The organism is Actinotalea ferrariae CF5-4, assembly GCF_000603945.1.
In the GTDB taxonomy this organism is placed as follows: Bacteria; Actinomycetota; Actinomycetes; order Actinomycetales; family Cellulomonadaceae; genus Actinotalea; species Actinotalea ferrariae.
Window position 1 is genome coordinate 39,639 of sequence record NZ_AXCW01000001.1, and the last position, 18,048, is coordinate 57,686.

The 18,048-nt window shown below is 68.8% G+C and carries 16 protein-coding genes, 1 pseudogene and 1 other annotated feature; of the genes and pseudogenes, 3 read left to right on the forward strand and 14 right to left on the reverse strand.

The window, feature by feature from the left end; genetic code table 11:
• Nucleotides 1-106: 106 nt before the first annotated feature.
• From N866_RS00170 to N866_RS00195, 6 genes are all read right to left on the reverse strand, one after another.
• Nucleotides 107-1,681, reverse strand: a complete 1,575-nt coding sequence (locus N866_RS00170) for a TadA family conjugal transfer-associated ATPase (protein ID WP_155855109.1) — start codon at nucleotides 1,679-1,681, stop codon at nucleotides 107-109.
• The gene (locus tag N866_RS19545) at nucleotides 1,678-2,448 is read right to left on the reverse strand and encodes a CpaE/TadZ family protein (RefSeq protein ID WP_155855110.1); all 771 of its coding nucleotides are present in this window, start codon (nucleotides 2,446-2,448) and stop codon (nucleotides 1,678-1,680) included. The genes N866_RS00170 and N866_RS19545 overlap by 4 nt, the downstream gene beginning before the upstream one ends.
• Entirely contained in the window at nucleotides 2,445-2,930 is a 486-nt protein-coding gene (locus tag N866_RS00180) for an SAF domain-containing protein (RefSeq protein WP_162177275.1), read from the reverse strand. Before N866_RS00180 ends, N866_RS19545 begins: the two co-directional genes overlap by 4 nt.
• Before the next feature lie 234 nt (nucleotides 2,931-3,164).
• The gene (locus N866_RS00185; RefSeq protein WP_155855111.1) at nucleotides 3,165-3,881 is read right to left on the reverse strand and encodes an ATP/GTP-binding protein; all 717 of its coding nucleotides are present in this window, start codon (nucleotides 3,879-3,881) and stop codon (nucleotides 3,165-3,167) included.
• 194 nt (nucleotides 3,882-4,075) lie between these two features.
• Complete coding sequence (locus N866_RS00190; RefSeq protein ID WP_034220977.1) at nucleotides 4,076-4,669, reverse strand: hypothetical protein; 594 nt, start codon at nucleotides 4,667-4,669, stop codon at nucleotides 4,076-4,078.
• Nucleotides 4,670-4,883: 214 nt separating this feature from the next.
• Nucleotides 4,884-5,756 (reverse strand): hypothetical protein, encoded by an 873-nt coding sequence (locus tag N866_RS00195; RefSeq protein ID WP_155855112.1) that lies wholly within the window; start codon nucleotides 5,754-5,756, stop codon nucleotides 4,884-4,886.
• 267 nt (nucleotides 5,757-6,023) lie between these two features.
• On the opposite strand from N866_RS00195, the gene N866_RS00200 reads away from it, so the two are divergent.
• Nucleotides 6,024-6,296 carry a helix-turn-helix domain-containing protein gene (locus N866_RS00200; RefSeq protein WP_081802167.1) on the forward strand — a complete coding sequence of 91 codons (273 nt, stop codon included), beginning with the start codon at nucleotides 6,024-6,026 and terminating at the stop codon, nucleotides 6,294-6,296.
• 119 nt (nucleotides 6,297-6,415) lie between these two features.
• Here the strand turns inward: N866_RS00200 and N866_RS00205 are convergent, their stop codons facing one another.
• The 4 genes and pseudogenes from N866_RS00205 to N866_RS00220 form a co-directional block, all read right to left on the reverse strand.
• Nucleotides 6,416-7,411, reverse strand: coding sequence for an IS3 family transposase (locus N866_RS00205; RefSeq protein WP_034220983.1), 996 nt, complete (start codon nucleotides 7,409-7,411; stop codon nucleotides 6,416-6,418).
• Nucleotides 7,412-7,449: 38 nt separating this feature from the next.
• The gene (locus tag N866_RS00210; protein ID WP_155855113.1) at nucleotides 7,450-7,854 is read right to left on the reverse strand and encodes a hypothetical protein; all 405 of its coding nucleotides are present in this window, start codon (nucleotides 7,852-7,854) and stop codon (nucleotides 7,450-7,452) included.
• A 54-nt stretch (nucleotides 7,855-7,908) separates the two neighbouring features.
• Nucleotides 7,909-8,916, reverse strand: a pseudogene (locus N866_RS00215) (IS256 family transposase); the annotation flags it as partial.
• A 194-nt stretch (nucleotides 8,917-9,110) separates the two neighbouring features.
• Nucleotides 9,111-10,348, reverse strand: a protein-coding gene (locus tag N866_RS00220; RefSeq protein ID WP_245612303.1) for an IS3 family transposase whose coding sequence is annotated in 2 segments (ribosomal slippage) — nucleotides 9,111-10,069 and nucleotides 10,069-10,348 — 1,239 coding nt in all. Because the reading frame shifts where the segments join, the coding sequence is not laid out codon by codon here.
• Nucleotides 9,957-10,070 (reverse strand) — a sequence feature (AL1L pseudoknot). Its footprint overlaps the gene before it by 114 nt.
• On the opposite strand from N866_RS00220, the gene N866_RS19550 reads away from it, so the two are divergent.
• Both N866_RS19550 and N866_RS00230 read left to right on the forward strand, forming a co-directional pair.
• Nucleotides 10,347-10,562, forward strand: a complete 216-nt coding sequence (locus tag N866_RS19550) for a hypothetical protein (protein ID WP_052022165.1) — start codon at nucleotides 10,347-10,349, stop codon at nucleotides 10,560-10,562. The two genes, N866_RS00220 and N866_RS19550, sit on opposite strands and share 2 nt — an antisense overlap.
• A gap of 84 nt (nucleotides 10,563-10,646) precedes the next feature.
• A complete protein-coding gene (locus N866_RS00230) occupies nucleotides 10,647-10,955 on the forward strand; it encodes a transposase (protein WP_034220991.1) in 309 nt (102 codons plus the stop codon).
• Nucleotides 10,956-11,079: 124 nt separating this feature from the next.
• Here N866_RS00230 and narI read toward each other — a convergent pair whose 3' ends face one another.
• From narI to N866_RS00250, 4 genes are read right to left on the reverse strand one after another with little or no spacing between them, the layout of a single operon-like run.
• Nucleotides 11,080-11,823 (reverse strand): respiratory nitrate reductase subunit gamma, encoded by a 744-nt coding sequence (gene narI, locus N866_RS00235; protein ID WP_034220993.1) that lies wholly within the window; start codon nucleotides 11,821-11,823, stop codon nucleotides 11,080-11,082.
• Complete coding sequence (gene narJ / locus N866_RS00240; protein ID WP_034220995.1) at nucleotides 11,823-12,479, reverse strand: nitrate reductase molybdenum cofactor assembly chaperone; 657 nt, start codon at nucleotides 12,477-12,479, stop codon at nucleotides 11,823-11,825. The genes narI and narJ overlap by 1 nt, the downstream gene beginning before the upstream one ends.
• Entirely contained in the window at nucleotides 12,476-14,116 is a 1,641-nt protein-coding gene (gene narH, locus N866_RS00245) for a nitrate reductase subunit beta (RefSeq protein ID WP_034220997.1), read from the reverse strand. Before narH ends, narJ begins: the two co-directional genes overlap by 4 nt.
• The gene (locus N866_RS00250) at nucleotides 14,116-17,820 is read right to left on the reverse strand and encodes a nitrate reductase subunit alpha (RefSeq protein WP_034220999.1); all 3,705 of its coding nucleotides are present in this window, start codon (nucleotides 17,818-17,820) and stop codon (nucleotides 14,116-14,118) included. The genes narH and N866_RS00250 overlap by 1 nt, the downstream gene beginning before the upstream one ends.
• Between the last annotated feature and the right edge of the window lie 228 nt (nucleotides 17,821-18,048).

Consider the following 18,048-nt stretch of genomic DNA (forward strand, 5'->3'; position numbering starts at 1 on the left):
GCTGCGGCAGGCGGGGGAGGCGTGACTGCCGAGCGACGGAACCCGACGACTGCGAGGAACAGCCCGACGGCCACCAGGGAGCCAGCGAGGCCGGCGAGCAGCGGCGTCATCGCTGCCCCCCGACGTCGAGGGCGGTGCTCCACGTGCCGCCGCGGTGGTCGAAGAACGTCGGGTCGAACCCCGCCCGAACGAGGTCGTCCAGGCAGCCGGGTCGATGCAGCGGCACGGCCCGACCGTCGCGACCCGGGCCGAAGACCGTCGTCGTGGCCGGGCGGTGCCCCTCGCCGAGGCCGTTAATCTCGACGACCTGGGAGACGAAGCGGCGCTTGTGCCCTCCGGTCGCGGACTCGTCGACGAGGGCGAGGTGCACGAGCAGGTCGACCGACCCGGCAAGCAGCCGGTAGGCGAAAGCCTCGGTCATCGACACGCCGGCCGATAGGCACAGGGTGACGATCCGGTCGATGGCGTGCTGGGCGGTCCGGGCGTGCAGCGTGCACAGCGACCCGTCGCCGGTCGACATCGCCTCGAGCATGGGCAGCACCTCAGGGCCGCGCACCTCACCGACGATGATCCGACGTAGGTTCATCCGCAGGGCGTCGTGGACCAGATCGGTCAGCGTAACCTCGCCGGCGCGGTGTCCGCGAACGTCCTTCTCCGCCGAGCCTTCGCGGCCTTCCATCGCGACGACGCGGGGATGGCGGTGGGGCAGGTCGTGGAGGTGCAGTTCGTACTCCTTCTCTATGGTCGCGAAACGCTCCATTGGCGCGAACTCGTTGGCCAACGCGCGGATCAGCGTCGTCTTGCCTGCGTTCTGAAGTCCGGTCACGACGACGTTCTTGCCCGTTCTGATCGCCGCGCGCATGAACGCCGCCAGCGCGCTGTCGAGGGTGCCGAGCTTGACGAGGTCGTCCAGGTCGACGTCGCGCACCCGATGACGGCGGATGACGACGTGAGGGCGCGGGGTGGTCCAGGCCATCGCCGCCAGTCGCGACCCGTCGTCGAGCCGCAGGTGCAGCGACGGGTGCGCGGAGGAGAAGGTTCGCTCCGCCGATCCGCTGCGGGCGGCAAGCAGCTGGATCATCTCGATGAGCTCGTCGTCGGAGTCGGCCACCGAGGGGCCGCGCTGGTCGCGGCCGTCGGCGTAGGAGATCCAGACCGAGTCATGGCCGTCGACCTCGATGTTCTCCACGTCCGGGTCGTCCACGAGAGGCTGCAGCCGTCCCAACCCGAACAGGTCGGCCATCACCGCTGCAGCCAGGCCGATCTCGGCGGCGGCGGACCACGGTTCGACGCCGTCGCGCACCTGACCACGTGCGCGGTCAGAGAGCTCTTCGGCGACCAGCGAACGGGCAAGTTCGCGCCGGGTGGCGTGGTCGGTGATCTGCTCGACCTGGAGCCGTGCGGCCAACCGTTCAGCCACCGCCCGACGCACGTGCCGTACGGTCTGCGCGTCTGGTGTCGCTGGGCCCGTAAGCACGTGTTCGCCGGGCGTGCTCAATGCCGCGGGAACAGTCGAGGCCGCCGAGGTCGCATCGAGAGTGACGGTCGCGTGGGCCCCGGCGCCGTCAGCCCGTCCGCGCTTGGGAACTGCGGTCATATAGGAGTGCCCGTTCAAGGCGCCGCCGTTGTGCGGTTGGCCTGGGTCTCGTGGATCGGGAGTGAGACTCTCGAACCCGCTCATGACAACGCCCCCGTGCGGAGCGTGGCGACGGTGTCTCGTAGGTGCGCTGCGGCTTCACGTGCCGCGCGCAGCAGCGGCGAGCGATCGAACCGCCAGCCGGTGGTGGCGGCCTCGGCGAGCGCACGAGCCGCCCACCGGTCCGTCTCGATCACCGGTAGGCGGTCGACTTCGAGCTCGGCGGCGATCTCTCGCGCCGAGTACGGGCCACCGTCGCTGACGAGGAGCGCCGCCGTCTGGCTCGGTCCGCGAGACCCACGCAGCGCTCGGACTGCCTCCACGGCGGCCGTCACCGACGCCAGCGTCGAGCCCAGGACAACCACGAGTGTGTCCGCCTGCTCAATGAGCGGCGTCGGTTCGTAGCGGTGCCCCAGCCTGCCGAGGTCCACCAAGACGTCCGTGCTGGCCGCGCCGAGACTCGGGGCGGCGTCGGCCAGCGATTGCCATACCGGCCCGAGCGGTCGTGCCTGCGCGGTTGCACTCAAGCCCGTGAGAACGAATCGACGGGCGTCGGGATCGAGGGCGACGGCGTGCTCGACGATCTCCTCCGCGGTCCCGACCCTGCGCGCCGCCGCCAGAGCCAGCACACCCCCGCCCGCTGGGACTCCCGCCTGCGTGTAGCCCGGCAGGATGCCCGACCCAGAGACGTCGGCATCCACCACGAGGTTCCGCCTGTCGGGGTGCACGAGAGGCCAAACCCATCCCAGTGCCAGCGCTGTCGTCGTGACGCCCGGAGCTCCGGTCGCCGAGCACAGGGTGAACAGGCTCATGAGTCGTCCCCACGTGGCTGAACCACCAACGCGAACCGGCCGGTCGCCGCTCGCGCAGCAAGCGCCGGCCCGTCGTCATCGGTCGCGACGACGTCGACGACGACGACACCGTTCAGGTCCGGCACCCCGACCCGCGCGACGATGGTTTCGAAGACGGCGGGGTCGGTCGAGGGCGGGTCCGCCTGCTCGGGAGGGGTGTCGACGACCAGCAGCCGGTCACCCGGCAGCAGGCCCCCGGCGGGGACACGGTCGTGGTCCAGGGACAAGGGCACGACGACCTCGCCGGGTCCCGGTGGACCTGCCGCCGTCACCTGGCTAGGCGCGAGCACCGAGCCGGCCACCAGCCGGACAGCCGCGACCTGACCGACAAGGCTCCCAGCTTCGCTCGAGGGGATTGCCGCGACCGAAGGGTCGAGGGAAACGTCAACGACCGCCAGATCCTGCGCAGTCAGCGTCGCGCCGTAGGCGACGTCCCGGGCCATCACCACGACCCCGGAGCGCTGGCCCGCGGCGGCAACCAGCCAGACGGCGGTGAGGGCACCGACCATCGCCAGGGCGATCCCCGCAACGATCAGCCCGGGGCGACGTCGTCCTCGAGGCGTGAGGACGACGGGCGCGCGGAGGGACTGGGTTCGGCCGTTCGTCGCAGCCGGGATGTGCGTGGTGTGTGTCGTCATGGCGTCTCCCGATGACGGTCGGCCCGTGGCGGCCGGGGGTCAGTTCGTGACGAGCACCTGCAGCTCGCCGATGCGCACGGGCGTCGTCGACGACCGTGTGACGGTCAGGGCGCCGGAGGTCCCGCCGCCGGCCCAGGTGACCTCCCACGTCGACGTGGCGGTCACGGTGTAGGCGTCGTCCGGCTGGCCGACCGACGGCGCCTCGTAGACGTGGTCGCAAGTCGGCGACTCGACGCCGCCCTCGAACCACGGCGTCCCGGCGTTCGTGCAGACCTCAGTGCGTCCGTCACCCATGTCCCACGCGATCTGCCTGACCTGAGCCGTTGCGGTCACCGAGAGCCCGGGGACCGCTGCGGTGGCCGAGTTCGGTCCCCACGTGGTCGGGGCGACCTCGGTCCATAGCCAGACCGGGACACCGACCAATCCCGTCCGATCCGGCGGCACCGTGATGCCGATCGTGGGACCCGCCAGGTGCATCTGGTCCACGGCGCGGGCAGCGAGCTGAGCCGGAGTGATCGCGACGCCGCCGTAGCCGGGCGGCGCCTCCGGAAGCCACGTCCAGCCGCCGTTGGTGCCGGGTATCCGGTCCATGCACGTCACCTGGTACATGGCCCCAGATGGGTAGTTGCCCTCCCAGAGGGGGTCGTCGCCGGGCGGCTGCGGGTCGAGCAGCATGTAGTAGCAGTCGTCGACGTCGTTGAACCACCCGAAGGTGCCGTCGTAGCAGGGGAGCGCTTCGCCCGTCCGACCGATCACGCAGACGCGCTCGCCGCCACCGCCTGAGGTGCCCTCGTTCGACACGGGATCCGGCTGTGGCGTTCCAGGACTCTCGACCTCGACCCAACAGATCTGCGTTCCGGGCAGGCAGACGACGGGAGGTCCACCCGTGGCGCTCGCGGCCGACGCGAGTGGGAACACCAGACCGAGGACCACGCCGGGAGCAAGCCGCCTCAGCACGAGGAGTCCCGGTCGACCTCAGAGCTCCGGATTGTCCATCGGCCGTCGTAGACGTAGGCCGTCGACGTCGTGAGCACACGCAGCGCCTGGTTCGGGTCCGCGGCCGACTCGCCGCTCTCCGTGAATATCGGCTGCCAGTCGCTGACATCGACACAGTCGGTGATGGTCGCGGTCGAGGTGTCACCGAGCACGACATCGGAGACCTCCGGGGCGAGGAGAGGCTCACCGACGACGGTGATCCCGCTGGACTTCAGGGACTGAACGCTGGCGCGCACGTCAGCCAGGGCGGTGTCCACGGCGAATTGCGTCAGGCTCGGAGCCTCTGGAGCCGACGGGTCTGAAAAGGCCTGCACCTTGGCATCCCAATAGCCCTCATACGCCTCAAGGATGGCGGCCTCCGCGGCAGCAACCTCGGGGTCAGCGGTCGAGGTGGGCGTCGGGGTCGTGGTCGGCGACGCAGCGGCCGTTGGCGTCGGCGTCGGGCTCGGATTCGGGTCATTGCCGTCGGCGCTGCAGGCACCAAGGAACGCCACGGCGGCGATCGCCATTGCCGCGGCCGTGCGGAAGTGCGTGCGGTGCATCGTCATCGGCGGTCACCGTCCCCCAACGGTTGTCGCGCCACCCCTGTCCTAGCCGCGTCCTGGGCCAGGAGTTCCATTGGACACCCGTTGCCCCGAGAACGACAGGGGTCAATTCGTCCTGTGACGCCAGCTGGCGCGTGGGTGCGTGGTGTCCTCATAGAGATAGGTAGGCGCCGACCTACGCAACCTCGGGCACGCTCGGCCTGATCTGTGGACGACTTCAGCCCGCAGCGCGCTGTGGACGGCCGCGCTCAGGTGCGGTCGCAGTTGCGAACGGCGGGCTCGTGGTCAGTCGATGCAGGGTGCCGTTCAGTTCGCTGCGAACACTCGGGTCGCGGAGTACCTCGTCGCCGGCGGTCAGGAGCCGCGGGATGAGACCTGGCGACGCGGAAGTCCCCCGCAGCGCGAGCGCGAGGCGGCGCGCCTGCCAGGGCGGTAGGTCGAGCTCCACAGCGAGCAGTCGCCAGCCGACGAGCGTGCACCGCGGGTCAGGAGTGGTGGGCATGCGCAGGACGGCGTCGACGATGCGCGTGGCCGTAGCCGGCTCCCACCCAGCGTCGACGAGCGCTTGGTCTACCCGAACGAGAAGCTCTCGCCAGGCCATCCCGGCGACGGGATCTGGGTCAGTGTGTGCAGGCTCCCAACCGGCGCTGGCGAGCGAGTCGAGAGACGCCAATGGACCGCCCTCGCCTGATCGGGCTGCGGCGTCGAGCCTGCGACCGCGGCGCTCCTCGGTGCCGTATCTCGCTGCCACGATCTCGCCCAGGACCGCTCGCCGCGCCACCTGCCACAGCACGCCCCACGGTGAGGCCACCGTCCGGAGAGACGGCTTGGTGAGGGTCACCCACACCGCCTCCCATCCGGTGGCCTCGGCCTGGGACGCGGCAGCGCCGCGTAGGCCGGCGTCGATGGCGAGCGGGCGGACGACCTCGGTGCGGACGTACTGCAGGAGGGCGGTTGCGGTGTGGCCTTCCCAACCTTCGGCGTCGATGGTGGCCAGCGCGCCTAGCAGAGCCTCCCTGTCGCGAGTGATGCGGGGCGGGGCTGTCGGCGAGGTGCTGCTGCCTCGGTGTGTCGTCGTGTTGTTGTTCATCATCGCCTCCTGTGTCGAACGGACACGAGAGACGCTGCTCAGGGGGTATAGCCGTGGGGATGACGGGTGCGAACGGGCAGGTCAACGAGGCGCTGACGAGGGGGCGGGGGCAATCGCGGGGTCCCGCGTCATCGGTACCACCGCCGATGACGGCCTTGTAGCCACAACTCGTCATCGCGGCTCGCTCGAGCGGCGGCCTCCCCGTCATCGTCCCGGCTATCGGTCCTCGTCACGCTGAGTGGCACGTTGCACTCCAAGGAGGCCGCCATGACCGCAACTGCCCAACTCCGCCTCGTCAGCCCGACCGCGACTCGAGCCCCGACCGCCCCCGAGCCCCAGCTGATCAACCTGACGATCGAGAACGACGAGAAGCTTCTACTCAGCGTCGTCGAGGCGGCCCATCGGCTCGGTATCGGGCGCACGCTCATGTACGAGCTGCTGGGCTCGGGTCAGATCGAGTCCGTCCACGTCGGCCGACTCCGCAAGGTGCCGGTCGACGCTCTGGCGAAGTTCGTCGAGCGCTGCCGCACCAACGCGTGATCGCGGCCGCGTCGTCGACCTTGGGTCAGGCATGCCCGCACCGGCCCTACCAGGCGCTGCGCCGAAAATCGAGGTCTAGGGGCTCCGCGTGGCGCTCGATCGGGGTGGCGCGGGCGTTGTCAAGCTGTCTGGAGTCGGTCGGCCGCGGGTCTGCGTTCGTCGAGGTTGATCCCGACGAGCCCTGGGGGTGCCGGGGTCACGGGCGGTTCGCGGAAGCGTTCGGGGTGAGCGTCGTAGTAACTCTGCTGGACGCGTGCTCGCGCGGTCCAGCGCTGGCGCCATGTGCCGTCGTGGACCTCGTCGGGCGAGAACAGTGCGATGCCGGAGTGTTTATGACTGGTGTTGTACCAGCGCACGTAAGCGTTCATGTGGGCGCGGGCGTCATCGAGTGTCTCGAAGGCGCCCGGGTAGTTCGGGCGGTACTTCATCGTGCGGAATTCCGACTCTGAGAACGGGTTGTCGTTGGAGACCCTGGGCCGGTTGTGCGTCTGGGTGATGCCCAGCGGCTGCAGGAGGTCCTTGAGCAGGGTCGAGCGCATCGCTGGCCCCGAGTCTGCGTGCACCGCACCGGGCAGGCCGTGGGCCGCGAACGCTGTCTGGAACATCTGGACCGCGAGGTGGTCTGCCTCGCGCTCCTCGACGCGGTGGCCGACCAGCTTGCGCGAGTAGATGTCGATGATCGAGTACGCCTTGAACGCCACGCCTCGCCATGGAGAGCGCAGGTCGGTGATGTCCCAGGACCACACCTGCCCGGGACCGGTCGCTTCGAGCACCGGCGCCGCCCGTGGTGCGGTGGCCCCCCGCCTGGTCGGGGCGAGCGGCCGGGCGCTTTGGTCGGCGAGGGCGGCGGCGATCCGCCACCACGACCGGCGCGAGGCGAGCATGACTCCGCCGTCCCACGCGACGGCGAAGGAGTGGTCGACCGAGACGCCCCGCGCCCAGCCGGCGACGATCCGCTCGGCGATCTGTGCCCGGTCGGTGGCGTTGATCCGCGAGGGGTAGGCCCGGTGCGGGTGCGCGATCGGATCGCCCACCTGCGGTCGCGGCTTGTGGCGGTAGTGCCACGTCGAGCGGGACAGGCCCACCACCGCCAGGGCCTGCCGCTGAGACCTCATCGCCGAGGTGAGCCCGGCGACCAGGTCGTTCTCAGCGCTTAGGAATCGAGTGGATCGGTCGTCGTCCGGGGCGCGTCGGGCTCTTGCTCGCTCATCGAGTGCAAGAGCCCGATAGCTTTTCCCAGCGCACCGTTGGTCTCTTCGAGCTCACGGATCCGTGCATTCAACCGAGCGACCTCGGTCTGGTGCTCGGCGTGCTCCTTCGCGTGGTGTCTCTCCAGGGCTGCGCGCTGGCCGGGCGGGGTTCTCACAGGGCTACTGTCGCGCGGGATCAGCCCGCGGTCGAGGTCGCCGTTGAACACCGCCAGCCGCCACCTGCGCAGCCGGTCGTAGGACACGCCTTGCGCGGACAGCCACTCGGCCTTACGACCGAACGGCTGAACCGTGTACTCGTGCACGAACGACCGGATCTCCGCCGCCGTGAACCCCGCACTGATCGACACCGGGACACCCCTCACCACTCGCGAACTGACTCACAGCCAGCCTGGCGGAGAGGGGTTGGACCAGACCTGGCGCCACAGGCCCTTGGGGACCGCGGTGAACGCCAGGACGTCGGCGCGGGCGGCGTCCAGGTGGGCGGCGACGTCGGGGAGCTTGTCGGTCACCGCGTCCAGGAGCTTGTCGAACTGGGCCTGGACGTCCGCGGGGGTCGGCTGGTCGTAGACCGAGTGCAGCATCGCCTTCACCGCCGGCCAGGACGCCTTCGGGGTCACGCTCATGAGGTTCGCTGCGTAGTGGGTGCGGCACCTTTGCCAGGTCGCTCCGGGCAGGGTCGCGCCGATCGCGGCGACCAGCCCGGCGTGGGCGTCGGAGGTGACGAGCTTGACTCCGGACAGGCCGCGGGCGACCAGGTCCTGGAAGAACGTCAACCACGCCGGGCCGGTCTCGGCGGTGGTGACCTGGACCCCCAGGACCTCGCGGTGTCCGTCGGCGTTCACGCCGGTCGCCACGAGGACCACGGCGTTGACGACGCGGCCGGCCTCGCGGACCTTCATCGTCAGGGCGTCGGCGGCGAGGAAGGTGTAGGGCCCGGCGTCCAGGGGGCGGGTGCGGAACGCGGTGACCTGGGTGTCCAGGTCCTTGGACATCTCGCTGACCTGGGACCGCGACAGCGAGGTGATGCCCAGGGACTGCACGAGCTTGTCCATCCGCCTCGTGCTGACCCCCAGCAGGTAGCAGGTCGCGACCACCGAGGTCAGGGCCGCCTCCGCGCGCCGGCGGCGGGTCAGCAACCACTCCGGGAAGTAGGTCCCGGTGCGCAGCTTGGGGACCGCGACGTTGATCGTGCCGACCCGGGTGTCCAGGTCCCGGTGGCGGTAGCCGTTGCGCCGGTTGATCCGGTCCTCGGAGACCTGGCCCCACCCGGCTCCGCAGACCGCGTCGGCCTCCGCGGACAGCAGCGCGTTGATGAACGTGCTCAACAGCTCACGCATCAGGTCCGGGGACGCCTGGGCCAGCTGCTCGTGCAGGAACCGCGCAGGGTCGATACTCGTAGGTGCGGTCATCGTGGAGTCCTTCTTCGAGTCGGTTGTGAGAGATCACTCGAAGGGTCACGCGGTGACCGCGTCCTCGTCTACGACGACACGATCACCGAGCCACCGGTACACCACTCTGGCGGACGCAACTGGCTCATCGGCCTTCTGGTGCGGTTGTGGTGGCCCAGGTGGTGGTAGGGGTTGCCGTGTGAACCGCCCCCTGTTCAGTGGAGGCTCGGTTCTCTGGTTTCCAGCGTCGTCGACGCCGGGTTCTGACGGTAGTAGGTGGTCTCGTGCTCGGCGGGTGGGACGTCGCCGAGCTCGGTGTGCAGGCGCCGGTTGTTGAACCAGTCGACCCACTCCAGGGTCGCGATCTCGACGTCGTCCAGCGTCCGCCAGGGCCCTCGCCGCCGGATCAGCTCGGTCTTGTAGAGACCGATCGAGGACTCGGCCAGGGCGTTGTCGTAGGCGTCGCCGACAGTCCCGATCGAGGCCCGCATCCCGAGCGCGGCGAGCCGCTCGGTCAGCGCCAGGCTGACGTATTGCGACCCTGCATCGGTGTGATGGATCAGGCCCTGCAGGTCGGTAACGCCGGCGCGGCCGCGCGACCACACGGCCATCTCCAGGGTGTCGGTGACCAGGTTGGCTCGCATGGTGGTGTCGGCCTTCCAGCCGACGATCATCCGGGAGAACACGTCGATGACGAACGCGACGTAGGTGAACCCGGCCCAGGTCCGGACGTAGGTGAAGTCCGCCACCCAGAGCTGGTTCGGGGCCGTGGCGGTGAACGCGCGGTTGACCAGGTCACCGGCCCGGACCCCGTCCTTGCCCGGGATCGTGGTGCGCTTGGCCCGCCCGCGGACGGCCCCGTGCAGGTCAGCGGCTCGCATCAGCCGCTCGACCCGGCAGCGCCCGACCGGGCGGCCGAGGCGGTGCAGGTGCTTCCACATCTTCCGGGCCCCATAGACCCCGTAGTTCGCCGCGTACTCGGTCGAAATGACCTCGCTCAGCTCCGCGTCGCTGACCGACCGCGCCGAGGCGGGCCGAGTCTTGGCGGCGTAGTAGGTGCTCGGGGCGACCTGCAGATCACGGCAGATCGGCTCGACCCCGAACTCGTCCTTGTGCTCGTCGATGAACTCCACGATCACCGTTGTGGGCGGTCGAGCTCCGCCGCGAAGAAAGCCGACGCACTGCGCAAGATCGCGTTCGAGCGGCGCAGCTCACGGACCTCACGCTCGAGCTCGGCCAGGCGCTGGGCATCGCTCGTTGTGGTCCCGGGTCTGTCGCCGGCGTCGATCTCGGCCTGCTGGACCCACCCGCGCAGCGTCTCGGGATTGATCCCGAGCTGCTCACCGATCCGGCGGGCCGCCGCCGGACGCGTCGCAGGGTCCCTCTTCGCGTCCAGCACAAGCCGGATCGCCCGCTCCCGCAGCTCCTCGGGGTACTTCCTCGGTGCAGCCATGACCCTCATCCTCCGTGGGTTGAGAGCCTCCATGGAAGCCGGGGCGGTTCAGTTCTTGCCGAATGGCCGCATCCGCCATCACAGCGCGGATGTGCCCGTGAAGGAGACCGTGGCCCTGACGTCTCTTGCGGGTCTCCTCTCCGGTGCGATGATGGTGGCGGCCGGCCTCGCCGGACCGGCGGTCGCTGCGCACACCCCGCTACTTGTGAAGTAGCATTTCAGAGGCCCTCTTGATCTTCGGATCGAGAGGGCCTCTGGCGTTGAAGGAGGTGACCGTCGCCCGGGGCTGCTATCGGCGGTGCGCTCGATCTACCACCAGCGCACCGCGGCGACCGGCAAGGAGGTCGCCGCCGACGTCATCGCGACCCTGCACACCTGCCCGATCCCCGAGGTCGCCCGCCTGGGCCGGACCCTGCGAGCCTGGCGAGCCCAGGTCCTGGCCTACTTCGACACCGACGGCGTCTCCAACGGCGGAACCGAGGCCATCAACCTCCACATCAAGAAGCCCCGCCGCCTCGCGCACGGAATCCGTACCTTCGACCACTACCGACTACGCATCCTCCTGGCCGCCTCCGGCAACCGACCCTGGAGGCTCAACCACGCATAGTGAAGAGCCACGATGCTCCCGTCGAAGCGCCCCGCACGCAGGGTCAGCACCACAGACCCGCCCGCCTCCACGGTACCGCCGATGACGAACGCCCCCTGCCCAGACATGGCGCTCGGCGTGAGTGCTACCGGCGGCGTGGGATGGTGTCGACCTTGTCCCAGCCGCGCCGGCGCGCCCGAGACCCCTCGTGCGCGTCCCGGGTCCGGTACAGCACGTAGGGACGGAAGACGTACCCCAGTGGCGCCGTGAAGACGTGCACGAGCCGGGTGAACGGCCAGAGCGCGAACAGCGCGATCGCGGTGATGGCGTGCAGCTGGAAGCTCAGCGGCGCCCCGACCATGAGCTCGGGCTGGGGGTTGAAGTAGAAGATGCTGCGGAACCAGATCGACACGCCTTCGCGGTAGTTGTATTCCCCCACCACCTGGGATGCCGTGTTCATGAGTCCCAGCAGGATCACCACCCCGAGGAACAGGTACATGATCTTGTCCATCACCGTCGTCGCACCCATCACGGCCTTGGTGAACCGGCGCCGGTAGACCAGGCCGATGAATCCGACGATCGTGAAAACACCGGCGATCGCGCCGATCGAGATGGCCATGAAGTGGTACATCCCCTCGGAGACTCCCACCGCATCGGTCCAGGCCTTCGGGATCCCCAGCCCCATGACGTGGCCGAGGAACACCGCCAGGATCCCGAAGTGGAACATCGGGTTGGCCCAGCGCAAGATGTCCCCCTCGTACATCTGGCTCGACCGGGAGGTCCAGCCGAACTTGTCGTACATGTATCGCCAGGCATGCCCGAGGACGAAGATCGTCAGCGCGATGTAGGGGAAGATCAGCCACAGGAACAGGTCCAGAATGCCGTCCATCACACACCTCCGGAGGTCGGTGCCAGCTCGGGCGTCCCGTACGGGGTCAGGCCGACCTGCTCCTGCGCGGGTCCTTCGTCGATGAGTCGCTGGACCGCCTCGCGGTCTTTGCCCTTGAGCGGCGGCAGTGTCGCGCACACGGCTTCCAGCGCACCGCTCCACGGGGAGGCGATGTCGGTCAGGTGCAGGCGCAGCATCTCGAGCCCGGCCCGGTTGTCCAGCAGCATCTTCAGGCCGGCACGTTGATCGGTGGTGGCGGCGAACTCGAGCACCACGCACAGGTGGTCGGGGAGCTGGTCCTCGGTGAGCACCAGGCCCGCGCGGGTGTACTCCTGCTTGATCCGGAGCAGCGCGAGTCCACGCTTGCGCGTCTCCCCGTTGGAGAAGTAGGTGAGGAACAGGCAGCCTCGGCGCCGGTTGTCGAACGTGTCGACGTAGTCCTGCTCGGAGACCTGCAGCGGCTGCCTGAGCAGGTGGTCGATCGTCGCCCGCAGACCGGCGCCGAGCTTGACCGGCAGGCTGTCCGCCACCTTGGTGAGCAGGTCCATCCGGGCCAGGAGCTGCTGGTCGGGGTACTCCAGCAGGATCGACGCCGACTGCCAGGCCTGGGTGAGGGTGTCCTCGGAGTAGGCGAGGGTCGGGACCCGTGGGCTCATGGTCCACCCACCGAGCCGCTCGGTGCCGATGCGTCGGTCGAGTCCGGGAACAACCCGTCAGGGGTGCCCGTCCCGTCCCAGTTCAGCAGGTTGATCCGCACGCCCTCCGGGCGGTCCGGGACCGCGGTGCCGCCGCCGCGGGCCGGGTGCTCGGCGAACGACACATCCATGCCGCCCATGCCCGGCCCGCCGTCGACGTCCAGGGAGCACTCGGTGGCGACGTTCTCCAGTTTGTGCGCGTCCTCGTAGTGCGCCGGTGGAATGACGTACCGCTCCTCGTACTTGGCGATCGCCAGCAGGCGGTACATGTCCTTGATCTCCTGGCCGGTCATGCCGACGGACTCGGCGATCGACTCGTTCGTCTCCCAGCCCATGTTGATGTCCCGCATGTAGGAGCGCATCGCGGCGAGCTTGCGCAGCACGATGTCGACCGGTCCGGTGTCGCCGGCCGTGAACAGCTCGGCCAGGTACTCGATCGGAATCCGCAGCCGGTCGATGGCGGCGAACAGGTTCTCCTGACGCTCACCGTCTTCCCCGGTCTCGCTGACCGCGTCGACGACCGGTGACAGCGGCGGGATGTACCAGACCATCGGCATGGTCCGGTACTCCGGGTGCAGGGGCAGCGCGACCTTGTACGTGTTGATCAGGGCCCAGATGGGCGAGCGGCGGGCGGCAGCGATCCAGTCCTCGGGGATACCTGCCGCGAGTGCCTCGCGCACGACCTCCGGGTCGTTCGGGTCCAGGAAGACGCTGCGCTGGGCCTCGTACAGGCCGTGCTCATCGGGGGTCGAGGCAGCCTCGAGCACGCGGTCCGCGTCGTACAGCATCAGACCCAGGTACCGGAGGCGTCCCACGCACGTCTCGGAGCAGATGGTCGGCTGACCCACCTCGATCCGCGGGTAGCAGAAGGTGCACTTCTCGACCTTGCCGGTCTTGTGGTTGAAGTACATCTTCTTGTAAGGGCAGCCGGTAACGCACTGCCGCCAACCGCGGCATCGGTCCTGATCGACCAGGACGATGCCGTCCTCCTCCCGCTTGTAGATCGCGCCGGTTGGGCAGGATGCGACGCACGAGGGGTTGAGGCAGTGCTCACAGATGCGCGGCAGGTAGAACATGAAGGCCTGTTCGTACTCGAACTTGATCTTGTCGCTCACCTTGCGAAGGATCGGGTCGTTGTGCCCGTGCTCGACCGATCCGGCGAGGTCGTCGTCCCAGTTGGAGGACCCGGTGACCTTGGTGTTCTCTCCGGTGAGCAGCGACTTGGGCCGGGCGACCGGCATGTTCTGCTGCGCCGGGGCGGTCGTGAGGTTCTCGTAGTCGTAGGTCCAGGGCTCGTAGTAGTCCTTGATCCCCGGCAGGTACGGCGCGGCGAAGATGGTCGCCAGGTTCTTCAGCCGGCCACCGGCCTTCAGCTTGAGCTGACCCCGCTTGTTCAGGGTCCAGCCGCCCTTCCACCGCTCCTGGTCCTCGTACGTGCGCGGATACCCCTGACCCGGCCGGGTCTCCACGTTGTTGAACCAGATGTGCTCGGCACCGGACTTGTTCGTCCACACCTGCTTGCAGGTGACCGAGCACGTGTGGCAGCCGATGCACTTGTCGAGGTTCATCACCATCGCCATCTGCGCCATGACCCGCATCAGTAGGTCACCTCCTGGTTGCGGCGACGGATCACGGTGACCTCGTCGCGCTGGTTCCCCGTCGGACCCATGTAGTTGAACGCGAAGCTCTGCTGGGCGTACCCGCCGACCATGTGGGTCGGTTTGATCATCAGCCGGGTGAGCGAGTTGTGGTTCCCGCCTCGCTGGCCGGTGGTCTCGGACAGCGGCATGTCGATGAGCCGGTCCTGGGAGTGGTACATGAACACGGTGCCCTCGGGCATCCGGTGGGAGATGATCGCCCGCGCGTTGACCACCCCGTTGCGGTTGATGGCCTCGATCCACTCGTTGTCCCGGACGCCGATCTTCTCGGCGTCCTGCGGGCTCATCCAGATTCCCGGACCGCCCCGGAACAGAGACAGCATCAACAGGTTGTCCTGGTACTCGGAGTGGATCGACCACTTGTTGTGCGGGGTGAGGTAGCGCACCGAGATGCCCCCGGTGGGGGTGTCGCCGATCGCCGGCTCGTCGAACAGGGCGGTCATGTCCAGCGGTGGCCGGAACGTCGGCAGCCCCTCGCCGAGCTCGGTCATCCAGTCATGGTCGAGGTAGAAGTGCATCCGGCCGGTCAGGGTGTGCCACGGCTTGAGCCGTTCCACGTTGATGGTGAACGGCGAGTACCGACGCCCCCCGGTCTCAGACCCGGACCACTCCGGTGACGTGATCACCGGCGCCGGACCGCGCTGGGTGTCGGCGAACGTGACCCGGTGGCCCTCGTTCTCCGAGGAGAGGTCGCTCAGGCGGCAGCCGGTGCGCTTCTCGAGGGTCTCGAAACCCTGGGTGGCGAGGTGTCCGTTGGTCGTGCCGGAGAACATCAGGATCATCTCGCACGCCTGGACGTCGTGCAGGATGTCCGGCCGACCATCGGCGACACCGCCACGCACATAGCCGTTCTTCGCCCTGAGCTCACCGACCTCACGAGTCAGGTCGTAGGTGATCCCCTTCGTGGTCGCACCCAGGGTGTCCATCAGCGGCCCGACGGCGCGCATCATGTCGCCGATCGCGGTGTAGTCGCGCTCGACCTCGACGATCTTCGGCATCGTCACACCGGGGACCGGCTCGCACTCGCCGTACTTCCAGTCCAGAACCCGGCCGTGCGGCACGGCCATCGCGTCGGGGGTGTCGTGGGTCAGCGGCACGGCGACGACGTCGGTCTGCTTGCCCAGGTGCCGGACTGCCAGCGCGCTGAACACCCGGGAGATCTGCTGCCAGGCATCCCAGTCGGTCCGCGACTGCCACGGCGGGGAGATCGCCGGGTTGAAGGAGTTGACGAACGGGTGCATGTCGGTGGTCGACAGGTCGTACTTCTCGTACCAGGTCGCCGCGGGCAGCACGACGTCCGAGAGCAGGGTGGAGCTCGTCATCCGGAAGTCGAGAGTGGTCAGCAGGTCGAGCTTTCCGGTCGGCGCCTCGTCGTGCCAGGTGACCTCCTTGGGTCGGTGCCGCTCGGGCGTCTCCTGCGCGCTGATGGTGTGCGACGCCCCGAGCAGGTGGTTGAGGAAGTACTCGTTGCCCTTGGCCGACGAGCCGAACAGGTTGCTCCGCCAGAGGGACAGCACGCGGGGGAAGTTCTCCGGCGAGTCCGGGTCCTCGGCCGCGAACGTGAGCCGTCCGGCCTTGAGCTCGTCCACCACGTAGTCCTTGGTGCTCTTCCCGGCTTCGCGCGCCTGGGCACTGATGATCAACGGGTTGCGGTCGAACGTCGGGTAGGACGGCATCCAGCCCAGGCGGGCCGACTGGGCGATGACGTCTGCGGTCGTCTTACCGGCCAGCTGACCCTTGCCGGTCCGCGCCGAGAGCGTGTCGGCGCCGAACTGGTCGTAGCGGAACTGGTCGGTGTGCAGGTACCAGTACGCGGTCTGGACCATGTTCCGCGGGGGACGCAACCAGTCCAGTGCGTTGGCCAGCTGGGAGTAGCCGGTCAGCGGTCGCACCTTCTCCTGGCCGACGTAGTGCGCCCAGCCACCACCGTTCACCCCCTGGCATCCGGTGATCGTGGTCAGGGCGAGGAACGTCCGGTAGATCGTGTCGGAGTGGAACCAGTGGTTGGTGCCGGCTCCCATGAGGATCATCGAACGACCCTTGGAGTCCACGGCGTTCTGTCCGAACTCACGGCCGATGCGCTCCGCGGCGTCGGCGGTGACCCCGGTGATCGTCGCCTGCCAGGCCGGGGTGTACGGCGACTCCGCGTCGTCATAGCCGGTGGGCCACTCGCCCGGGAGCCCGGACCGCCCGACGCCATACTGCGCCAGGAGCAGGTCGAAGACGGTGGTCACCAGCCGTCCGGCGACCCGGCGCGCAGGGACCCCGCGGCGGATGGCTCCCACGCTGCCCTGGCCGGTGTCGAAGCGGGGCATGTCGACCGGGACGGTGAGCTCGGCGTCGTCGATCAGCGACAGTCGCGGCTCGATGTCACCGAGGTCGAGGTTCCACTTGCCCACCCCGGTCTCGCCGTAGCGATGGCCCAGCGTTCCTGGCGGGACCCGGAGCTGACCGGTGGTCTCGTCCACCAGGACGGGCTTGAACGCGGCGTTCTCCGTTTCGGGCTCGATCTCGTCGGTCAGGTCCGCTGCGGTGAGGAACTTCCCGGCCGTGTGGGTGATCTCGCCGTTGGCATCCTGGGCAGCGTCGAGCGTGACGAGGAAGGGCAGGTCGCTGTACTTCTTCACGTACTGGATGAAGTACGGCGTCTGGCGATCGACGTAGAACTCCTTGAGGATGACGTGACCCATCGCCATCGCCAGCGCGCCGTCGGTGCCGGGCTCCGCGGGGAGCCACTCGTCGGCGAACTTCGTGGCGTCGGAGAAGTCGGGTGAGACGACGACGACCTTCTGCCCCCGGTAGCGCGCCTCGACCATCCAGTGCGCATCAGGCGTGCGTGTCACCGGAACGTTCGAACCCCACATGATCAGGTAGCCCGCATCCCACCAGTCCCCCGACTCGGGTACGTCGGTCTGGTCGCCGAAGACCTGCGGCGAGGCGACGGGCATGTCCGCGTACCAGTCGTAGAAGCTGAGCATCGACCCGCCGATGAGGTTGACGAAGCGCGCACCCGAGGCGTGCGAGACCATCGACATCGCCGGGATGGGCGAGAAGCCTGCTACGCGGTCCGGACCCCACTTGCGGATCGTGTGCACGTGCGCGGCTGCGACGATCTCGATCGCCTCGTCCCACGACGCGCGGACCAGCCCGCCCTTGCCGCGGGCACTCTTGTAGCGGGCCGCCCGCTCCGGGTCCTCGGTGATGTCTGCCCATGCCAGGACCGGATCGGTCAACCGGGCCTTGGCCTCGCGGTACATCTCCAGCAGCACCCCGCGGATGTAGGGGTAGCGGGTGCGGGTCGGGGAGTAGGTGTACCAGGAGAACGACGCACCTCGGGGGCAACCCCTCGGCTCGTACTCGGGCTTCTCCGGCCCGGTCGTCGGATAGTCCACCGCCTGGGTCTCCCAGGTAATGATCCCGTCCTTGACGTAGACATTCCATGAGCACGAGCCTGTGCAGTTGACCCCGTGCGTGGACCGGACGACCTTCTCGTGGCTCCACCGGTCCCGGTAGAACGCGTCGCCGGACCGTCCACCGACCTTGAGCAGGGTGCGCCCGTCCGGGGAGACCTCCTGCTTCGGGGTGAAGAACCGACGTGTGCTGATCAACGCATCAGTGAGTCTGCTGTTCATCGACGTGGTCATCGAGACACGCTTCCCGCCGGTCCCCGATGACCGACTTGAAATCACCTCGCGGTGCTGGTCCCGACGTGCCGCCTCAATGCGATTCGTGCGCCGGGCGTGGCAGTGCGTTCACGCTAGCAAGGCGGCGTGCTGCACGCCATGGTCTGGCTCGGGCAAAGCCAGGGACGCCACCCGGGAGTGAGACCTGATGGCGTTGTCCCCGCGAGCCGCTGCCGGCGTGGCCTGCCT

Bases quoted from the DNA above. Each gene is read 5' to 3' on its own strand.
- N866_RS19550 (WP_052022165.1), top strand. From the start codon at position 10,347: ATGACCCTCATCCTCCGTGGGTTGAGAGCCTCCATGGAAGCCGGGGCG.
- N866_RS00180 (WP_162177275.1), bottom strand. From the start codon at position 2,930: ATGGCCCGGGACGTCGCCTACGGCGCGACGCTGACTGCGCAGGATCTG.
- N866_RS19545 (WP_155855110.1), bottom strand. From the start codon at position 2,448: ATGAGCCTGTTCACCCTGTGCTCGGCGACCGGAGCTCCGGGCGTCACG.
- narI (WP_034220993.1), bottom strand. From the start codon at position 11,823: ATGGACGGCATTCTGGACCTGTTCCTGTGGCTGATCTTCCCCTACATC.
- N866_RS00205 (WP_034220983.1), bottom strand. From the start codon at position 7,411: ATGAGGTCTCAGCGGCAGGCCCTGGCGGTGGTGGGCCTGTCCCGCTCG.
- N866_RS00195 (WP_155855112.1), bottom strand. From the start codon at position 5,756: ATGAACAACAACACGACGACACACCGAGGCAGCAGCACCTCGCCGACA.
- narH (WP_034220997.1), bottom strand. From the start codon at position 14,116: ATGCGGGTCATGGCGCAGATGGCGATGGTGATGAACCTCGACAAGTGC.
- N866_RS00250 (WP_034220999.1), bottom strand. From the start codon at position 17,820: ATGACCACGTCGATGAACAGCAGACTCACTGATGCGTTGATCAGCACA.
- N866_RS00190 (WP_034220977.1), bottom strand. From the start codon at position 4,669: ATGACGATGCACCGCACGCACTTCCGCACGGCCGCGGCAATGGCGATC.
- narJ (WP_034220995.1), bottom strand. From the start codon at position 12,479: ATGAGCCCACGGGTCCCGACCCTCGCCTACTCCGAGGACACCCTCACC.
- N866_RS00200 (WP_081802167.1), top strand. From the start codon at position 6,024: ATGACCGCAACTGCCCAACTCCGCCTCGTCAGCCCGACCGCGACTCGA.
- N866_RS00170 (WP_155855109.1), bottom strand. From the start codon at position 1,681: ATGAGCGGGTTCGAGAGTCTCACTCCCGATCCACGAGACCCAGGCCAA.